This window comes from Streptococcus sp. Marseille-Q6379 (genome assembly GCF_965119505.1).
Genome location: NZ_CBCPLV010000002.1, coordinates 694810 through 713876 on the forward strand (window position 1 = coordinate 694810; position 19067 = coordinate 713876).

The following is a 19067-nucleotide window of genomic DNA, read 5'->3' on the forward strand; positions in this document are numbered from 1 at the left end:
AAGCAAGACTTCCCCTTAGAGAGGAATTAGTCTTATTTCACTTCGCCACCTTCAACCACGAGATCATCAGCTTTAGCTGCATCACCGTAAGTTGGGTGAAGTGTTTTTTCATAATCTTTGTGGAAGAAATTCTCTTCGCCAAGTTTCTTAATGTCTTTATTGATAAAGTCAAGGAGTTCTTTGTTACCTTTTTGAACGGCTGGGGCAATAGTATCTGGGTTACCAAGCGATGTGATTCCAACTTCGTAACCTTTATTTTCTAGAGCCCAAGCAAGAACTTCTGTATTATCTGTTGAGAAGGCATCGCCACGACCATCAAGGAGGGCTTGGTAAGCGTCGCTATATTGGTCATACTTTTGCAATTTGATATTTGGGTAGTTCTTTTCAAAGTAAGTTTCAGCAGTTGTCCCCTTAGTAACAATCAAAGTCTTACCTTCAAGCTCTTTAACGTCCTTAATGACCTTGTCTTTAGGTGATACCACACCGATTGAGACTTTCATATAAGGAAGAGCGAAGTCCACTTGTTTCTTACGTTCATCAGTTACTGTGAAATTGGCAAGCGTAATATCTACCTTGTTTGAAATCAAGAATTCTGCACGGTTGGCCGCATCTACTGAGACGTATTTGGGTTTAACACCCAAGTCTTTAGCCAAACGGTTACCAAGTTCAATATCGTAACCTTGGTAAACACCCTTGTTATCTACATAACCGAAAGGTTTCTTGTCCGCAAAAACGGCGATACGGAGTTCACCACTCTTCTTAATTTCTTCAATAGTACGTGCTTTGGCTGTTGATTTACCAGAGCTACTGTTACTTGAGCAAGCAGTCACTGCCACCAAGGCAAAGACGAGGGCTAATAGGGCAAAAATTTTCTTTGTTAATTTCATAAATATCTCCTAAAATATTATATTTTTTACTAAAAACAATGGGTTACAAATAGGCACCAAACTGGCTGAAGTCAAAGACATTGAGGAACTCTTGAGCTCGCTGTGTCTTTGGATGATTGAAGAATTCTTCAGCAGTCCCTTCCTCAGCGATGACACCCTTATCCATAAAGATAATACGGTCAGCGATGGCACGCGCAAACTGAAGCTCATGGGTTACAATCAACATGGTACGCCCTTCTTGAGCGAGGTCATTGATTAATTCCAAAACTTCACGAACCATCTCAGGGTCAAGCGACGCCGTCACTTCGTCGAAGAGAATAACTTCAGGATGCATGAGCAGTGAACGGACAATGGCTACACGTTGCTTTTGACCACCTGACAGTTGTCGTGCGAAGCTATGCTTCTTATCCAGAAGTCCCACACGGTCCAAGAGGTTCTCAGCCTCCGCAATGACTTCTTCCTTGTTACGCCCTTGAGCTTTGACCGGCCCCAAAATCAGATTTTGCAGGATGTCCAAATGCGGGAAGAGGTCATAACTTTGAAAGACCATTCCGATTTTCTGACGAATCAGGTGAAAATCCTTCTTGCTACCAGTGATAGACTTGCCATCCAGGAGAATATCCCCTCCTTGAATAGTCTCCAAGCCATTGATACAACGTAGTAGGGTCGATTTTCCACAACCTGAGGAACCCAGGATAACAACGACTTCACCTTGTTTAACATCCAAGGAGATGCCTTTGAGAATCTCATTGTCCCCAAAGGACTTTTTCAAATCCTTGATTTGTAAAATGCTTTCTGTCATCTTAATTCCTCCAACGATTTTCAAGATAAGTAGACAGCTTAGATACTGGGTAACAAATGGCAAAATAAAGAATCAAAATCGTGCCATAAATCCAGAAAGAAGCTGTTGGAATAGTCAGGCGGTTACTATCAATAATCTGCTGACCAACCTTGGTCACCTCTACTACGCCAATCAAAACCACCAAGGATGTGGTCTTAATCATACGTGTCACCAGGTTAATAGCCTGAGGCAACAAGCGACGCAAGACTTGTGGGATAATCACATAGGTATAGAGTTGGCCATTGGTCAAGCCAAGGGCCCTACCGCTCTCAAACTGGTGTCTAGGTAGTGACGTGATTGACCCACGCACCAAATCACCCATCTCAGCCGTTCCCCAAAGGGTAAAGACGATAATAGCCGATAGCTCGCCTGAGATATTGATGTTAAAATTCCTAGCCAGACCAAAATAAACAATAAAGAGCAAGACTAACTGGGGCATGATACGAATAAATTCCAGATAAATACGTGACAAAAAACGTACAATCTTAGATTTCGAAGTCATGACAATTCCAAAAAGTGTTCCTAGTAAAAGAGACAGAAGCACCGAAACGATGGAAATTCCAATAGTTACGCCTAAACCTTGTAAGATACGTAGGAAATTATTCCCCTGAAGAAGAACCTGAAAGCCCGAATCCTGCATAGCGTAACCTCCTTTCAATCCAACTAAAGACTAGAGAAATTGGCAGCAACATCAAGAGATAAGCCACCACCAACATGCCTAGAGCCACATCGGTTTCGTAGTAAAGACCTATCAAATCTTTGGCTACATACATCAAATCCGCCAAGGCTACCGCTGAGAATACTGACGTTTCCTTAATAAGGAAAATGACGTTGGCACTAAATGACGGAAGCGCCACAGCCACTGCCTGAGGAAGGACCACATAACGAAAGACTTGGAGTGGCGTCAAACCAATAGACAAGCCCACTTCATGTTGGGTCTGACTAACAGCCTCTAGACCACTTCGGAAGGACTCCGCCATATAGGAACCACCCAAGAAAATCAAACCTACCACAGCACAAGCCTCTGAGGATAGAACCAAACCTATACGAGGCAAGCCAAAGTAGAGAAAGAAGAGCTGAATCAAGAGCGGCGTATTACGAGATAGCTCAATATAAGCCGTCGAAAGCTGACTCAAAACCGGCACTCGATAATGACGAATAACACTCACCACCAAGCCCAAAAGGAAGGAACCAAAAATCCCCAGAACGGCAATATGTAAGGTTAAAAAGAATGCCTTCTGATAAAAGGGCAAATACTGTTGAACAATGGACCAGTCCAAAACTTACCTCCTCAAAACAAGATACAAAAGGCGTATAGAATTCCGTAAGCAAATAGGGAACTGACGGCGTGTGCGGGCACACTAGGAAGTTTATCTTTTGCTCTAGGAATTTAGCCTGTGTTCAATTCTACAAGATACAAAGGGCGTAGAAAATTCCGTAAGCACTCACTGCCATCTACTTCTAGCCCTTTGACTTCACTCGCCTCTGATAATCATTGCGATACGCAAATCTTCATCAAACACGAATGAATTGCTCTATTTCATTTGAAACGTTAGATTTATTCTACCACCTGTTAGATTATTTGGATAATATGTATTTTTTATCAGCGTGATAAAGAAAAGATATAAATAAAATCTAGATTTCTGTAAAGAAAAAAAACACCTCAGTCTCAGAGATTTCTCCAAGACTAAGATGTCTGTCTTCTAAATCATAGTGCTTAAATCAAATGGCTTTCACGTTTTTCGAACATTTCTTGTCCCAAGGCTACCAATTCCTTGATAAGGTCTGAGTATGAAAGTCCCATATTTTCCCAAAGTAGTGGGTACATTGACCATTGGGTGAAACCTGGCATTGTATTTAGCTCATTAAGATAAATGGCTCCATCCTCAGTCAAGAAGAAATCACAGCGGGCAAGGCCACAACCACCAAGGGCACGAAAGGCCTTGGCCGCATAGACACGCATTTGCGTCATGACTTCAGCAGGCACGTGAGCTGGAATATCCATGGTGATTTTATTGTCAATGTACTTGGCTTGGTAATCATAGAAAGCCACGTCTTTGACCACTTCACCTGGATCAGTCGTCTTGACAGTCGTATTTCCAAGGATACCAACTTCGATTTCACGGGCAACCACACCTTGCTCAATCAAGATACGGCTATCATATTTGAGAGCCAAATCAATCGCTGCACGAAGCTCTGCTTCATTTTCAGCTTTAGAAATCCCAACAGATGACCCCATGTTAGCAGGTTTTACGAAAACTGGGAAGGTCAATTTTTCAAGCGTCTCTGCTACTGCTGCTTCCAAATCTTCACCCTCGATGTAGACTGTGTAGGCAACCTGAGGGACACCTGCAACTTCAAGAATATGCTTGGTCATAATCTTGTCCATAGCCACACTTGATGACAAGACATTAGTACCCACGTATGGCAACTTGAGGGTTTCGAGGAAACCTTGGATAGATCCATCCTCACCCATAGGTCCATGGAGCACAGGGAATACCACAGCGCCTTCCTCATAAATATCGCTTGGTTTGATAGCCTGACTAGCCACAACTGTGTCATTAGTCATGAGCTTCTCATCATCACTTGGTGTTTCTGTAAATTCTTGTGTTTTGATGAAATCACCAGACTGAGTGATAAAGTAGGTTTTAACCTCAAATGCGCTGTAATCCACCGCACGCATAACACTCTCAGCTGAGAGCACAGACACTTCACGTTCTGCTGAACGTCCACCGTAGAGAAGGATAAGGGTTTGTTTAGACATAGGTATACCGTTTTCTTTTCTTGATTTTCTAGTCTCAGTTTTGAGAACATAATTACCTTAATCATATCACAAAAGGAAGGGATTTTCAAAAAGATTATAGGCAGAAAAAAACAGCCTAATAGCTGTTTCATTCCTGTCTTAAATTTCGTCACCAAGTTCAAACTTAGTACCTTTAAGGGCACGTTTGAGAGACCATTTCCAAGGTTTCCCTTCGATAGTAACTTGTTTGTTTTCGAGGTCAACTTGAACCTTGTCTACACCTTTGACAGCGGAGAGTTTTTCAGTAACGGTGTTAACACAGCCTTGGCATTTCATTCCTGTGATGTTATATGTTTTTGTCATTTTTCTTTCTTCCTTTTCTTTAATTATTTTTTAGTACACAGCTTAAGTCGCAGAGGTCACAATCAATCAATGCTTAGACTTTGCGACGTTTGAGGCGCAGAGCATTAAGGACGACCGAAACAGAGCTAAAGCTCATGGCAAGTCCTGCTATCATTGGGTCAAGAAGGGGACCTCCAAAGAGGTGGAGGACACCCATAGCTACTGGGATAGACAAGATATTGTAGATAAAGGCCCAAAAGAGGTTCTCTTTTATCGTTGTGATAGTCGCCTGACTAATTTTCAGAGCCTTAACGACATCCATGAGGTTGGGTTTCATAAGGACCATATCGGCACTTTCCATAGCAATATCTGTCCCTGATCCCATGGCAATACCGATATCGGCAGTCGCAAGGGCTGGGGCATCATTGATACCATCACCAACCATGATGACTGATTTCCCTTCTGCCTGAAGGTCGCTAATCACCCTAGATTTCTCTTGCGGAAGCACTTGACTGATAACGCGTTTGATGCCAACCTTTTGAGCGATAGCTTGAGCTGTTTGGTCATTATCCCCAGTCAACATGATGACTTCCTTGCCCATTTGATGAAGAGCCGCCACCATATCTGCACTGTCTTCTTTAACCTGATCAGCTACACCAAAGAGTCCGATTAACTTACCATCTTCAGCCAGGAAAATAGGGGTTTGACCATCAGCCGTCAAGTGTTGGAAATCAGCTTGTGCTGAAGTCAAGTCGACTTTTTCCTCAGCCATAAGGTTTTGATTCCCAGCTAGATAAGTTTTACCTGCATAGCTGGCAGTAAGACCTCGTCCAGTCAAACTTGAGAAATTGTCCATCTCTAACAAGTCCAAGTTAGCATTTTCTGCTGCCACAAGGATTGCTTGACCTAAGGGGTGTTCAGACTTAGCTTCCAAGGATGCCAAAAGCTGTAAGGTTGCTCGACTATTGCCATAGGTATAGCTAGAAACCAACTGAGGTTTACCCTGAGTAATAGTTCCTGTCTTGTCAAAAACGAGGACATCAGCCTTGTGAGCTAGTTCAAGCACATCCCCACGCTTATAGAGAATACCGTGTTCGGCACCAAGGCCTGTACCAACCATGATAGCTGTCGGTGTCGCAAGACCCAAAGCACATGGACAAGCAATAACCAAGACGCTAACTGCTACTGTCATAGCGAAGGTAAAGGTTTGTCCCATGACAAAGTACCAAAAGAGACCTGAAACAAGTGCGATAGCCATGACAACAGGAACAAAGACCGCTGACACTTGATTGGCAATCTTGGCAATCGGTGCCTTGGTTTGTTGGGCATCCTCAACCAATTTAATGATTTGGGAAAGCAAGGTGTCCTTACCAATCTTTTCAGCCTCATAAATCAGACTACCTTGACCATTAATAGAACCTGCAAACACTGGCTTACCAGCGGATTTTTCAATAGGGAGTGACTCCCCTGTAAGCATGCTCTCATCAATCGCGGAGCTACCAGAAATCACCTGACCATCCACGGCTATCTTTTCCCCAGGTTTGACCACAATATGGTCACCAAGAACAACCTCATCCACAGGAAGCTTGACTTCCTTACCATCCCGAAGGACGGTTGCCTCCTTGGCTGACAAGTGCATGAGTTTCTTGATAGCTTCTGAAGTTCGACCTTTAGACAGGGTTTCAAAGTATTTTCCTAGAGTAATCAAGGTCAAAATAACAGCCACTGACTCAAAATAAAGTTGGTGGGCGTGATGGGCATGCCCCAATGAAATATGGTAAGTACCATAGAGACTATAAAGAAAGGCTGCCGATGTTGCCAAGGCTACCAAGGCATCCATGTTAGGATGACCCTTGGCCAAGGTACGAAAACCATTATTATAGAAGGAACGACCCAACCACATGACTGGAACTGTCAAAACTAGCAGCACCAAGGCATAAGTCAAGGCTGCATGGTGAGGAGACAAGAAGTTTGGCACAGGTAGACCGACCATTGGGCCCATAGCAAGATAAAAGAGAGGAATGGTGAAGACAGATGACCAAATGAGGCGCTCACGTACCTTGTGAATCTTGTCTTCTTCACGCTCTTCCTGGCTTTTGGCTGTGTCTGGATTGTAAACTTCAGCTTCATAACCGGCATCAGCCACGGCCTTTTCAATAGCTTCTGGACTAACTTTATCCCCAGCATAATCCACAGACATTTTTTCCGTGGTCAGATTAACCACAGCCTTGTCCACACCATCCAACTTATTAACAGCATTTTCTACATTGGCTACACAGGATGCACAGGTCATCCCATTAACCACAAAGGTTTCTTTTGCCATTTCCTATATCACCTCCATATGATGTCCACAAGCACATTGACCAGGCACACAGTCACAAACCACCTGATCCACAGGTTCTTTTGCTGCAAGTAAGGCCTGTAACTTATCCACATCGGCTTGGGTCATCGGCGTCTTTGCCATGAGTTGACCTAACAAATCGCTATGTTTGGTCAAACAAATCTTGTCAAAAACAGCTTCTAAAGCCTGAAAATTCGCCTCATCTTCCCCCAAGCTAGCTTGATAGGTAAACCCTCGTCCTTGACGCTGACTAGTTAGGTACCCCTTGTCCGCCAAACGTCCAATCAAGGTCTTTACTGTCGAAGCCGACCAGTCTAGCTTCTTAGATAGAATCGCTATAATCTCTGAAGAAGTCGCCTGCCCCTTAGCCCAGAGCACTCGCATGACTTCCCATTCCGCAGATGAAATTGTCAGCATGATAGTTCCTTTCTGAATGTTATCATTTGTTTACGTTTGTAGATTTATTTTAACGCTGCCACAGGGATATGTCAAGAGTTTTGTCTACATTTGTAGATTTATTTAAAAAAACAAACACCTCCTAAGAGGTGCCTCACTTTACTAAGATAAGATTGAGTTAACAAGGCTACGGCCAAAATCCCTGCCTTCAACATACAAAAATTTAAACATGCCAGGGCAAATAAAAGCCAAACAAATAATCATAAAGAGTATTGCTAGAGCTTTCTTATTTGATACAAAGAATGACAAAATATGATCAATCATGTTCTGTAATGCCTTCTCTTCCTTTCTTTTTAGTTATAAAATCATTCTATAGCTTCCAAAAAGAAAAAAATAGTGACATAGATGTCACTAAACAGGCTTGTTCATTCAATACGAGATTTAACCCTCAGCTTAAACCCTTATAGAGGTACAAGGCACCAACCACAAGAAAATCAGTGCATAGTGATTCTCTCCACGATAGAAAAATAGTAATGCTCCTATTAAGAAACAGACCCCTAGTATTACCCTTAATGATACTCTCATTTGTCTACCTTCTTTCTATAAGTGAGATGAAAATAAGAACAAGAGATAAATGTAATTGCCACTATTCACCCATAGTATAATACTGGAAACTAAGAAAATCAAAATATCCTAAAGAATGATTTTGATGAAAAAACACTCCCCATTTCTGGAGAGCATCGTCTTCTATTTTTCAAAATGTGAACCGAATGTAACAAATTCAGCGACTTCTTTTTCCTTACCGTCGTGGAGGTCACGGACGATTTTTGATCCTACGATAACACCGTCTGATACAGCGTTAAAGCGTTTGATATCGTCTTCAGTTGACACACCAAAACCTGTGAGAACTGGAATGTCTGCATGGGCAGTCAAGTTCGCCAAGTGTTTGTCAAGGTCATCACGGTAATTACCAATCTTACCTGTAACACCATTGATGGCAACGGCATAGATAAAGCCTTCTGCACCATCAATCAACTGCTTCTGACGGTCAAGTCCTGTAGTCAAGCTCACCAGAGGTACGAGAGCAATATCACTGTCTTTCAAATAAGGAGTGATAAAGTCAGCGTGTTCATCTGGCAAGTCAGGAATAATAAGTCCCTTAACAGATGTCTCAGCTAGGTCCCTAACAAAGGCTTCAATACCATATTGATAAACTGGGTTGATGTAGGTCATGATAACCAAAGGCACCTGTGTTTTTTGTTCTTGAAGCTTATTGATAATAGCTGTCAAAGTCACATCTTTAGCCAAACTACGTTGTCCTGCAAGTTCAATAACGGGACCGTCAGCCACTGGGTCTGACCATGGAATACCCACCTCAATAGCTGAGACACCACTATTTTCCAAGAGAGCGATAGTCTCAAAGAGTCCGTCTAGGCCTTTAGCGTGGTCACCCGCCATGATATAAGGCACGAAAATACCGCGTTTACTGTCTTTGATAGCTTGTAGGTGTTTTGTTAGTGTTTTTGTCATGGTTTATTTCCCTTCTGTTTCAGCTTCGAAACGTTCTTTAACCTGCATAACGTCCTTGTCCCCACGACCTGAGAGGCAGACGATAAGGCTTTGGTCTGGCGACATCTTAGCTGCCACTTTTTGCGCAAGGGCAATGGCATGGCTAGACTCAAGAGCTGGGATAATACCTTCTAAACGTGACAGAAGTTTGAAACCTTCTAGCGCTTCTTCATCTGTGATAGAATCGTAAGTCGCACGTCCAATTTCGTTGAAATAACAGTGCTCAGGACCAACCCCTGGATAGTCCAGACCAGCTGAGATAGAGAAGGCTTCCATGATTTGTCCATGAGCATCTTGGAGGACATCCATAAGCGCTCCATGAAGGATACCTGGACGGCCTTTGGCAAAGGTTGCGGCATGTTTTTCAGTATCAAGCCCCAAACCAGAAGCCTCAGCACCATACATAGCTACTGATTTATCATTAACAAATGGGTAGAACATACCGATAGCATTTGAACCACCACCGATACAAGCCATGACGGCATCAGGTAATTTACCACCAGAAATCTCTGCGTATTGACGTTTGGCTTCACGACCGATGACAGATTGGAAGTCACGGACAATTTCTGGGAATGGTGCAGGACCAAGGGCAGATCCCATGATGTAGTGAGTATCCTCGATACCTGCTACCCAAGCACGGAGGGCAGCATTTACAGCGTCCTTAAGCACGCGCGAACCATCTGTAACGCTAAATACCTTGGCACCAAGCAACTCCATACGGAAAACGTTAAGCGCCTGACGTTTAACATCTTCCTCACCCATATAGATCGTACAGTCCATGTCGAATAGGGCTGCGGCTGTCGCTGTTGCAACACCGTGTTGACCTGCACCAGTTTCGGCAATGATTTTCTTCTTGCCCATACGTTTGGCAAGCAAGACTTGACCAAGGGCATTGTTAATCTTGTGGGCACCTGTGTGGTTAAGGTCCTCACGTTTAAGATAAATTTGCGCTCCACCAATATGATCAGTCAAACGTTTGGCGTGGTAAAGAGGCGTCTCACGTCCCACATAGTTTTTGAGGAGATCATCCAATTCCGCTTGGAAACTTGGATCTTCCTTGGCCTCACGATAGGCCTTGTCCAATTCAATAACGGCTGTCATCAGCGTTTCAGGAACGAACTGACCACCGAATTTTCCGTAAAATCCTTTTGCATCAGGTTGTTGATATGTCATGCTTTCACTCTTTCTATAAATGCTTTAATCTTATCTAAATCTTTGTGACCATCTGTCTCGACACCTGAGGACACATCTAAGGCATAGGGCTGGAAAGTTTCCTTGGCCTCTGCCACATTGTCCACAGTCAAACCACCAGCGATGAAATAGTCCTGTTCAATCTGCTTGTCCGCCAAGAGTTGCCAGTCAAAGGTCTGACCACTGCCGGCAATAGGAGCATCAAAAAGAAGATAATCCGCCTGGCTCTTGACTTGAGACTCACTATCCGAAATCTGAATAGCTCTAATAACTGGTACTGATATCTTTGAAATCAGAGCTTCATCAAAAGTTCCATGAATCTGAACGATATCTAAGGGAACCTGACTAATCGCTTCTTCCAGTTCTTCAAGACTTGGTGAAACAAAGACACCGACAATTTTTGTCTGGCCTGTCACTCCTTTAGCTAGCTCGTGAGCTTGTTCAAGACTCACTTGACGCTTGCTTTTGGCGAACACAAAGCCAATGTAGTCAGCACCTGCTTCAACTGCAGTTGCTACTGCTTCTGGTGTCGACAGTCCACAAATTTTAACCTTTGTCAATTTGCAACTCCTTGACCTTTTCAGCCACATTGTCAGCCGTCATAAGGGCAGTTCCTACCAAAATCCCATTAAAATATGGGGCAACTAAGGCAGCATCCTGACCTGTGAAAATAGCTGACTCAGAAATATAAACAGGCTTGTCCTTGAAATGCGTTGATAACTCAAGACTGGTATTGATATCTGTCCCAAAAGTGACCAAATTACGGTTGTTAACGCCGATGATTTCGGCACCAATACGGTGAGCCACTTCCAATTCTGGTAGATTATGCGTTTCAACCAAGACTTCCAAGCCAAGGCTAGTCGCAAAATCATAGAGCTCCTTGAGACGAGCCTCTGGCAAGGCCGCTACAATCAAGAGAATGACTGTCGCTCCCGCATTACGGCTACGCACAATCTGTTTCTCATCAATAATGAAGTCCTTAGCCAAGGTTGGAATAGCCACCTCTGACGAAATTTCTTTCAAATAGGAAATATCACCCTTGAAGAAAACCTCGTCCGTCAAAACAGAAATCATGGCTGCCCCATTTTCCTCATAGGTCTTGGCTTGAGCCACAATATCCACATCCAGGTTAATATCACCCATACTTGGACTAGCTTTTTTCACTTCAGAAATAATTTGCAGCTTGTTTTGATTTGACTTGAGAAACTCATAAAGACGATAGGTCTGGCGCAAGGGCTGCAAGTCTTCCATGACCAACTGAGCCACTTCTTTTTCTTTTTGTTCTAAGATTGTTGGGAGAAAGGCTTTACTCATACTTGTACCTCTTGGAGTTGGTGAAGTTTCTCTAGGGCTGATCCGTCCGCAATCAATTGGCGAGCAAGCTCAACACCTTCTTTAATGGTCGCAACCTTACCATTGGCAAAGAAGCCAAGACCAGCATTAAGCACTGTTGTTTCAAGATAAGGACTAGCTTCATTTTTCAAGACACTAAGGAGAATCTCTGCATTTTCCTTGGCATCGCCACCTGTGATATCAGACAACTCAACCTTTTCCATACCCAAATCTTCATAAGTGAAAGTGTGTTGGCTGATGTGGCCATCTTCCAAAAGAGTGTAGGTGTTAGTGCCATAAAGAGCAGCTTCGTCCATATTGTCAGGACCTGTGATAATAACCGCACGTTTACGTCCCAACTGTTGGATCGCATTAGCAACAATCTGTTGCAATTCCACACGGTAGAGGCCCATAAGTTGTGTCTCAAGGTCAAGCGGATTAGCCAGTGGTCCGACCAAGTTCATAATCGTTGGAATCCCAAGAGCTTGGCGAGCTGGACCGATAAAACGCATGGCTGGGTGCATGGTTTGGGCAAAGATAAAGGCCAAACCAACCTCATCAAGTGCTTTAGATAGGGTTTCTGGTGATGCCGCAACGTTGATTCCAAGGGCTTCAAGGACATCTGCCGAACCAGATTTAGAGGAAATCGAACGGTTACCAGCCTTGGCCATACGAATACCACCTGCTGCTAAGACAAAGCAAACCGTTGTTGAAATGTTAAAGCTATAAGACTGGTCCCCACCAGTTCCACAGTTACACATAGCATCTGTGAAGGTCTCAGGCAAGACCGTCGCATGTGATTTGAGGGCACGCACAATACCTGTGATTTCATCTGCTGTTTCTCCTTTAGTTTTGAGCCCCATAAGGAAGGCAGCGATTTGGCTTTCTGAGACTTCATTTTTGAGAATGCGGTCAAAGACTGCTTGGACTTGGTCTTGAGACAAGTCTTGTCGGTTTGAGATTTGTAGGAATATTTCTTTCATATCTGTTTTCCTTTTAAAAACGGTTCAATGTTTTCTGATGCACGAGGAGATGTTTTGAGCGTAGACCAATCTAGTCAAAAGACTGTCCGACTAGCCTGCAACGATTTTTACAAAATTTTCAACCATCTTGAGCCCATCTGGACTACCGATGCTCTCAGGGTGATATTGCAAACCATAAATTGGTAGTTCCTTATGTTGAATGGCCATGATTTCTTGATCATCAGTTGTGATAGCTGTCACATCAAAGCCCTCTGGCATTTGGTCAACAACGATGGAATGGTAACGCATAATAGGAACATCATTGTCGATATCCTTGAAAATTGGCGATGGCGTTTCAAAAGTAATATTGCTTTGTTTGCCATGCATGACATTCTTAGCCAAGCCAAGTTTACCACCAAAAGTTTCCGCAATAGCCTGGTGCCCCAAGCAAATTCCCATCATCGGTTTTTTACCAGCGAAATCCTTAATCAAGGCTTCCATTTTACCCGCATCAGCTGGCCAACCTGGACCTGGTGAAAAGACTAGCCCATCAGCATTTTCCGCCTCTTCATAGAGAGTCTCATCATCGTTACGTAAGACCTTTACCTCTGTAAATGTCCCTAGGTATTGTGCCAAATTATAGGTAAAAGAATCATAGTTATCAACTAATAAAATCATTGGGCATCTCCTATTCTTGTCATAGCTTTCGCCTTGTTAATCGTTTCGTAAAATTCATTTTCAGGAACACTGTCATAGACAACACCTGCACCTGCCTGAACATAGGCTTTTTGATTTTTGAGAATCATAGTACGGATAGCAATGGCAAAGTCCATATCTCCTGTCGCAGACAGATAACCAATAGCTCCCGCATAAATACCACGTTTTTCCTGTTCAAGCTCATAGATACGACGCATGGCACGAATCTTAGGTGCTCCTGACACGGTTCCAGCTGGTAGAGTTGATTTTAGAGCATCAAGGGCTGTCAACTCAGGCAAGAGTTGCCCTTTAACCACACTGGTAAGGTGCATCACATAGCGGAAATACTCAACCTCCATATACTTAGTCACCTTGACCGTACCATTTTTAGCAATCTTACCAATATCATTACGTCCCAAGTCAACCAACATACGGTGTTCCGCAGTTTCTTTAACATCATGTGAGAGTTCATCCGCCAAGGCAGCATCTTCAGCCTCATTGGCACCACGAGGGCGGGTTCCAGCAATCGGATTGGTGACCACCTCTCCATTTTTCACTGAAACCAAGCTCTCTGGGCTAGCACCAATCACCTGATAATCTCCAAAATCATAGAAATAAAGGTAGTTTGATGGGTTGGTCACGCGCAAGTTACGGTAGTAATCCAAAGGATCCCCCTCAAAGTCCGCTGAAAAGCGTTGGCTAAGCACGCATTGGAACATATCTCCCTCACGAATGAATTTCTTAGCCTTAGCTACCATATCCATGAAGACCTCTTTTTCGATATGATTTGAAAATTGCAAGGCTTGTAAGGCTTGAGGTGTAAACTCGTTTGGCGCCTGAGTCTGGAGGTCCGTTACCACCTGACCAAGAGCCTGACGCACCGCATCGTTGTCACGACCAGAGTAGATATTGTCCTCAACCACATAAACCTTTTCCTTCTTGTGGTCAAAAATTAAATAAGACTCGTAGATGAAGAAATGCATATCAGGTGTTCCAATCGTATCTTCAGGAATCTCACCGATATTTTCATAGAGACCAATCATGTCATAACCTGCAAACCCGATAGCACCACCTGCGAAAGGTAGGTCAGACTTGATGCCCTTGACTGTTACTTGGTCCAAGTATTCGAAAGGATCCTGATCAATCGCCTTACCATTTTCATAAAGAACACCATCCTTGAAGGTTACTTCAAAGACCGGATTGTAGGCAACAATAGAAAAACGTGCATTTTCCTTCTCACGAGGAATGGATTCAAGGATAACCTTATGTTCCCCCTGAACACGCATATAAGCCAAGATTGGTGTTAAGGTATCGGCTGGTAAAATTTTTCTCATAGTATTTCCTTTCAAACTGGTTTATCGAGAGTAATAAGACTGATACAAGACTCCTTTATAGGATGTATCGGCACCATTATTGTTCTTTATTCACTTTCTCTTCCAAAGCAATAAAGGCTTTAATCATGCTTCTCCAAACACTTTCAGCCACATCTGGCGATAAGCCAAGCTCTAGTGCCTCCTTGCGACGGTTAGCTATGACTTGAGCAACACGATCATTCGCCCGGACTGCGGACTTATCTCCTTTGGGCTTCAGCCGTCCTGCCTTTTCCACAAGTATTTGACGTTGGGCCAGGAGTCGAATTAACTGACTATCAATATTATCAATATCACTTCGAATATCGTTTAATGCATCCATAATACCCAACCTTTCATTGAATAATGAAATAATACTCCTTTAAGGTAAATAGACCTTTAAAGATAAAAGTAAACAAAAAACCTCACAGAGAAAAACTCTGTGAGGGCATTAAATCTAGTTTAACACGGTACCACCTCAGTTAATGGTCTCAAAAAACGACCATCATCTCTATCTCCTCTAACAAGGAGTTGCACGGTAAGGGGTGCCAACCGAGAAGAATATGTGTTACCTTCTCATTATCATCCAATCAGCCCAATGTTCGCTCATCTCGATTACCTACTCACAATCACCGCAGGCTCCCTGAAAATCTAAGACCAGTTACTTTCTGATTTACTAACTATTGTACTCCTTTTTAAAAAGATGTCAAGAATTTTCTGTTAATTTTGACAATTCCCCTCCTATAAGATTTGTCTAAACCTAATCCAGAAAGTGAGATAGTCTTGTCCCTAAGCTACACAAAATAAAAAAGCCCCCAAAGGGACTTCTTGGTTTGATAAACAACGGCAGGGTGACAGTCCTGCATCTCTTTCAGACCCGAAGGTGCGGCGGCTGCCTCTTCCGCCCTCGTTGTTACTTCTTAATTATATTATATCACATTTTCTTAGCTCTACCAGCATTTAGATAGTTTTTCAGCTTAGAATCTTTAATCACAAACATGGTACGGACATTAAGTTTATCACATAATCTGACCGCTACCAAAACATTACCATCAATACGTTTGATGTATTCCAAGGACTGGCCATTAGGATGGCGACCGATATAGTCCGGATGAGCAATAATCTCTGGAATACGTTCATAGGTGGCATCAAAATCACTGAATTCCTGGCGATGTTTTTCCATATGCTTCTTACGTTGTGTAGACAGCGTGATTTCTTCACCAGGCTTGTAATCCAAATCAAAAGCTTTAATAACTTTTGGTGTCAAGTACCCTACTGTTTTCATGCCTCTATTGTACCACACCTCATGTATATCAAGGCTTTTCCTACTGTTTAGGTATCAAAAAACTCAAGCCTGTTATCAAGCTCGAGTTTTGACTTATGCTTTTTGGAAAGCACCTTGTTTGTAGCTAATCCAGAAGAAAAGCGGTGTACAGATAGCCATTGCTACCAGATAGATTGGCAAGGTATAGCTATTAAGTGTCGAAATCTCAATCACATCTCGAAGATAGTAAGAGCTAATCAAGAAGCCAAAGACTGAGTAAATAATCAAGGCCACACGCCCCTTATTCAACGGGATACAAGCACGAATAACGGCAAGGACACCCGTTGATCCCATCATATAGTAAGACAGCGTCAGCATGTCCGTATTGCTCATGCCAAGATAGACCTGAGAGAGATGGAAAATAAGAACACTGATAACCAGCATCAAGGCATTAGGAATAGACAACTGGAGCGAACGTCTGAGGAAATGTTTCTCAACAGGACGAATATTACGTTCGAAGGTTAAAATAAACGGTGGAAAACCTTCGATAAATTGACCTGCCAAAGTCATCTGAACTTGAATAAAAGGGAAGACCAAGAGGTACTCTGCCTTACCAAAAACAATACTGGCAATACAGATAAGCCCCAAAAGGAAGGAATAAACAGTTTTAATGAGGAAAATCGGTGCAATGTGGGCAATATTATTAACCACACGGCGTCCCTCAAATAGAATTTCAGGAATGTCCTTAAACTCAGAATCCATAAGCACCAAGTTGGCAATCTGACGTGTTGCAGGATCTCCCTCTGCCATAACAATCGAACAATCCGCTTCACGCAGTGCCAAGATATCATTGACACCATCACCAGTCATAGCTGTCGTATGCCCATTGGCATTAAGGGTTTGGATTAACAACTTTTTCTGGTGCGGAGATACACGACCAAAAATCGCAGTATCCTCAGCCAAAGCCTCCAACTCCTCATCGCTGACCTTAGAACAGTCAATATAGCTTTGATAGTCGGCAAAACCAGCTTGATGAGCAATATGAGAAACCGTCACTGGATTGTCACCAGAAATAATCTTAAGCGTCACATCTTCTGAACGCAGGTATTCCAGAGTTTCTGCAGCATCCTCACGAATAGGATCGGCAATTTCAAGTAAAGTCAAAGCCTCGACGTCATTCGGCAAAATCATGGTCTCTGTATCAACACCTGACTGACTCCAAGCCAAAATCAAAACACGAGACCCTCGTGCCTGAGCCTGATCAACTGCTTTGGGATTTTCCTTAAGAAGCATCTCAGGTGCTCCCAAAAAGAGAGTTCCAAGCCCATTAACGCTCACAGCACCCCATTTACGATCGCTTGAAAATGGAATAACATCACCTACCTGATAATGATGTTCCAGACCCTCATAAGCATTTCGAATAGCCTGAGCTGTTGCATTTTTATCCTTGCTATGTTGCATATAAGCCGCAAGCAAACGCTCCAACTCCTCTTTCGTAAAACGCTCTGACAGTAGTTCCAGACCTTTAACTGTCATCTTTCCTTGTGTAATCGTCCCTGTCTTATCTAAACAAAGCACGTCTACACGGGCCAAGGTTTCAACAGAGTACATCTCTTGCACCAGGATATGTTTCATCCCAAGTTTAATGACAGCCGTCAAAAGAGATGTAATAGTCAAAAGGGCAATTCCCTTAGGTAACATTCCCAGAAGGGCTGTCGAACTGGTAACTACCGACTCTTGAAGGGAGAGCTGTTTAATCAAGTAAGCCTCAAAAAAGAGCGCAAGCCCAAACGGTATGACAATCTTTCCCGTAAACTTAGCAATCTTGTCCATATTATAAAGAATACGGGACACGATTGGCTTATGAGTCTTGGCCTCTAGCATGAGCTTGTTGGCGTAATTGTCCTCGGCTACGTTAATGACCTTAGCATAGACCTGACCGCTCACAAGATAAGAACCAGAGAGCAACTCCTTCCCATCTTTCTTTAGAATGTGATCACTCTCACCAGTCAGCATGGCCTCGTTAAGCTCGGCTATCCCATCAACAACCACGGCATCACTAGGAACCTGTTCACCCGCAGACAAGAGCATGACATCATCCAAGACAATATCCTTAGGATCAATAGAAACAAGCTGTCCATCACGCACCACACGAATCTGATCCTTATTCATGAGATTGAGCTTATCAATCATGCGACGGGCACGCAACTCCGTCATCATCCCCGTAAAGGCATTAAGCACAATAATCCCAAAGAAAAAAAGATTAGACCAAGCCTGAACAGCAATCAAGGCCATAAAGATTGCAAAATTGAGCACATTAAAGGAGTTGAAGACATTACGCCTAAAAATCTCCCAATTGCTGGAGCCAGTTTTTGCTTTAAAATGATTTGTTTTACCGGCATCTATCCGCCGCTTGACCTCCACCTGCGTCAAGCCTTGTAACTGTTTTTTCATAACTTTCATAGTAGCATAAAAATGAGGTGTTTTCAAAGGTTAGCCGTCAGAGTTGAGCACTCCATAACTCATTTATGTTTTTCTTCAAAGTATACAAAAAAACTTCTGAGTACCTAACTCAGAAAGTCTTTTAAATTAGCACCTAAGGTACGGAGATTTCACCTTAGGAACCTTTACTTAAGCTATCACAATGTCATGCTTCTCAATAGTAACTTTTGCTTCGCCAAGACTATTAAATCGAATACCATTTGAAGCTAGGGGTGTTTGAATTTCAGTTGTCATTGTCTTCTCCCCATCATTAACAAAGAGTTCAATGGAGAATTTATCAAGAACAAAATGCAATTCAAGTTCATCAGAGGAGCCAACAAACATTTTACGCTGACAATTTAAATCAGAAGTCAGACCTGAATAGGTTCTATCCACTTCAAGTGTTCCTTGTTTTTTATTATAAAGGAAACGTGTATAAGTAGAATCAGAGACACCAAAGTCTATGGCAAATGATTCAAAGTTATCACCTGATAATTTAATATCTAAATCGATTTGACGACCTTCGATCCCTTTAATTGTAACTGACTCACCTTTAACAACACCATTATAATTCACCTTATTAGCAAAATAATTTCGAAGCTCTGAAATCGGACGTTGATATAATTTACCATTTTTAGATGAACATGCGAAACTTGTTCCAAGAATTTTTTTA

General features: G+C 42.8%; 19 protein-coding genes. All 19 read right to left on the reverse strand.

The window, feature by feature from the left end; all coding sequences use genetic code 11:
• Positions 1 to 32 precede the first annotated feature (32 nt).
• Entirely contained in the window at positions 33 to 887 is an 855-nt protein-coding gene (locus ACWPVZ_RS09860) for a cysteine ABC transporter substrate-binding protein (RefSeq protein ID WP_155164764.1), read from the reverse strand.
• A 43-nt stretch (positions 888 to 930) separates the two neighbouring features.
• Positions 931 to 1689 carry an amino acid ABC transporter ATP-binding protein gene (locus tag ACWPVZ_RS09865; RefSeq protein WP_247922375.1) on the reverse strand — a complete coding sequence of 253 codons (759 nt, stop codon included), beginning with the start codon at positions 1687 to 1689 and terminating at the stop codon, positions 931 to 933.
• A gap of 1 nt (position 1690) precedes the next feature.
• Positions 1691 to 2368, reverse strand: coding sequence for an amino acid ABC transporter permease (locus ACWPVZ_RS09870; RefSeq protein ID WP_002891585.1), 678 nt, complete (start codon positions 2366 to 2368; stop codon positions 1691 to 1693).
• A complete protein-coding gene (locus ACWPVZ_RS09875; RefSeq protein ID WP_454381920.1) occupies positions 2328 to 3008 on the reverse strand; it encodes an amino acid ABC transporter permease in 681 nt (226 codons plus the stop codon). The genes ACWPVZ_RS09870 and ACWPVZ_RS09875 overlap by 41 nt, the downstream gene beginning before the upstream one ends.
• 437 nt (positions 3009 to 3445) lie before the next feature.
• Positions 3446 to 4492 (reverse strand): D-alanine--D-alanine ligase, encoded by a 1047-nt coding sequence (locus ACWPVZ_RS09880; protein WP_049528353.1) that lies wholly within the window; start codon positions 4490 to 4492, stop codon positions 3446 to 3448.
• Positions 4493 to 4630: 138 nt separating this feature from the next.
• Positions 4631 to 4834, reverse strand: a complete 204-nt coding sequence (gene copZ, locus ACWPVZ_RS09885; RefSeq protein ID WP_002891592.1) for a copper chaperone CopZ — start codon at positions 4832 to 4834, stop codon at positions 4631 to 4633.
• Between the two features lie 73 nt (positions 4835 to 4907).
• Entirely contained in the window at positions 4908 to 7136 is a 2229-nt protein-coding gene (locus tag ACWPVZ_RS09890) for a heavy metal translocating P-type ATPase (protein WP_454381921.1), read from the reverse strand.
• Between the two features lie 3 nt (positions 7137 to 7139).
• Positions 7140 to 7571: a CopY/TcrY family copper transport repressor gene (locus ACWPVZ_RS09895; RefSeq protein WP_148512903.1), complete on the reverse strand. Its 432-nt coding sequence runs from the start codon at positions 7569 to 7571 to the stop codon at positions 7140 to 7142.
• 726 nt (positions 7572 to 8297) lie between these two features.
• Positions 8298 to 9080: a tryptophan synthase subunit alpha gene (gene trpA, locus ACWPVZ_RS09900; protein WP_148512902.1), complete on the reverse strand. Its 783-nt coding sequence runs from the start codon at positions 9078 to 9080 to the stop codon at positions 8298 to 8300.
• Between the two features lie 3 nt (positions 9081 to 9083).
• Positions 9084 to 10292, reverse strand: coding sequence for a tryptophan synthase subunit beta (gene trpB / locus ACWPVZ_RS09905; RefSeq protein WP_070575516.1), 1209 nt, complete (start codon positions 10290 to 10292; stop codon positions 9084 to 9086).
• Positions 10289 to 10870, reverse strand: a complete 582-nt coding sequence (locus tag ACWPVZ_RS09910; protein ID WP_070575519.1) for a phosphoribosylanthranilate isomerase — start codon at positions 10868 to 10870, stop codon at positions 10289 to 10291. The genes trpB and ACWPVZ_RS09910 overlap by 4 nt, the downstream gene beginning before the upstream one ends.
• Complete coding sequence (gene trpC / locus ACWPVZ_RS09915; RefSeq protein WP_037599216.1) at positions 10857 to 11624, reverse strand: indole-3-glycerol phosphate synthase TrpC; 768 nt, start codon at positions 11622 to 11624, stop codon at positions 10857 to 10859. The genes ACWPVZ_RS09910 and trpC overlap by 14 nt, the downstream gene beginning before the upstream one ends.
• Positions 11621 to 12625, reverse strand: a complete 1005-nt coding sequence (gene trpD, locus ACWPVZ_RS09920) for an anthranilate phosphoribosyltransferase (RefSeq protein ID WP_070437799.1) — start codon at positions 12623 to 12625, stop codon at positions 11621 to 11623. Before trpD ends, trpC begins: the two co-directional genes overlap by 4 nt.
• Positions 12626 to 12715: 90 nt before the next feature.
• A complete protein-coding gene (locus ACWPVZ_RS09925; protein WP_070437803.1) occupies positions 12716 to 13282 on the reverse strand; it encodes an aminodeoxychorismate/anthranilate synthase component II in 567 nt (188 codons plus the stop codon).
• Entirely contained in the window at positions 13279 to 14634 is a 1356-nt protein-coding gene (trpE, locus tag ACWPVZ_RS09930) for an anthranilate synthase component I (RefSeq protein ID WP_064520730.1), read from the reverse strand. Before trpE ends, ACWPVZ_RS09925 begins: the two co-directional genes overlap by 4 nt.
• Before the next feature lie 76 nt (positions 14635 to 14710).
• Positions 14711 to 14992, reverse strand: a complete 282-nt coding sequence (locus ACWPVZ_RS09935) for a chorismate mutase (RefSeq protein WP_070575524.1) — start codon at positions 14990 to 14992, stop codon at positions 14711 to 14713.
• Between the two features lie 591 nt (positions 14993 to 15583).
• Positions 15584 to 15934 (reverse strand): PBECR3 domain-containing polyvalent protein, encoded by a 351-nt coding sequence (locus tag ACWPVZ_RS09940; RefSeq protein WP_195435453.1) that lies wholly within the window; start codon positions 15932 to 15934, stop codon positions 15584 to 15586.
• Between the two features lie 93 nt (positions 15935 to 16027).
• Complete coding sequence (locus tag ACWPVZ_RS09945) at positions 16028 to 18376, reverse strand: cation-translocating P-type ATPase (RefSeq protein WP_175061463.1); 2349 nt, start codon at positions 18374 to 18376, stop codon at positions 16028 to 16030.
• A gap of 168 nt (positions 18377 to 18544) precedes the next feature.
• Positions 18545 to 19067: GH32 C-terminal domain-containing protein (locus ACWPVZ_RS09950; RefSeq protein ID WP_454381922.1), on the reverse strand; the 523-nt coding region annotated here is incomplete at its 5' end.

Bases quoted from the DNA above. Each gene is read 5' to 3' on its own strand.
- ACWPVZ_RS09860 (WP_155164764.1), bottom strand. From the start codon at position 887: ATGAAATTAACAAAGAAAATTTTTGCCCTATTAGCCCTCGTCTTTGCC.
- ACWPVZ_RS09865 (WP_247922375.1), bottom strand. From the start codon at position 1,689: ATGACAGAAAGCATTTTACAAATCAAGGATTTGAAAAAGTCCTTTGGG.
- ACWPVZ_RS09870 (WP_002891585.1), bottom strand. From the start codon at position 2,368: ATGCAGGATTCGGGCTTTCAGGTTCTTCTTCAGGGGAATAATTTCCTA.
- ACWPVZ_RS09880 (WP_049528353.1), bottom strand. From the start codon at position 4,492: ATGTCTAAACAAACCCTTATCCTTCTCTACGGTGGACGTTCAGCAGAA.
- copZ (WP_002891592.1), bottom strand. From the start codon at position 4,834: ATGACAAAAACATATAACATCACAGGAATGAAATGCCAAGGCTGTGTT.
- ACWPVZ_RS09890 (WP_454381921.1), bottom strand. From the start codon at position 7,136: ATGGCAAAAGAAACCTTTGTGGTTAATGGGATGACCTGTGCATCCTGT.
- ACWPVZ_RS09895 (WP_148512903.1), bottom strand. From the start codon at position 7,571: ATGCTGACAATTTCATCTGCGGAATGGGAAGTCATGCGAGTGCTCTGG.
- trpA (WP_148512902.1), bottom strand. From the start codon at position 9,080: ATGACAAAAACACTAACAAAACACCTACAAGCTATCAAAGACAGTAAA.
- trpB (WP_070575516.1), bottom strand. From the start codon at position 10,292: ATGACATATCAACAACCTGATGCAAAAGGATTTTACGGAAAATTCGGT.
- trpC (WP_037599216.1), bottom strand. From the start codon at position 11,624: ATGAGTAAAGCCTTTCTCCCAACAATCTTAGAACAAAAAGAAAAAGAA.
- trpD (WP_070437799.1), bottom strand. From the start codon at position 12,625: ATGAAAGAAATATTCCTACAAATCTCAAACCGACAAGACTTGTCTCAA.
- ACWPVZ_RS09925 (WP_070437803.1), bottom strand. From the start codon at position 13,282: ATGATTTTATTAGTTGATAACTATGATTCTTTTACCTATAATTTGGCA.
- trpE (WP_064520730.1), bottom strand. From the start codon at position 14,634: ATGAGAAAAATTTTACCAGCCGATACCTTAACACCAATCTTGGCTTAT.
- ACWPVZ_RS09935 (WP_070575524.1), bottom strand. From the start codon at position 14,992: ATGGATGCATTAAACGATATTCGAAGTGATATTGATAATATTGATAGT.
- ACWPVZ_RS09940 (WP_195435453.1), bottom strand. From the start codon at position 15,934: ATGAAAACAGTAGGGTACTTGACACCAAAAGTTATTAAAGCTTTTGAT.
- ACWPVZ_RS09945 (WP_175061463.1), bottom strand. From the start codon at position 18,376: ATGAAAGTTATGAAAAAACAGTTACAAGGCTTGACGCAGGTGGAGGTC.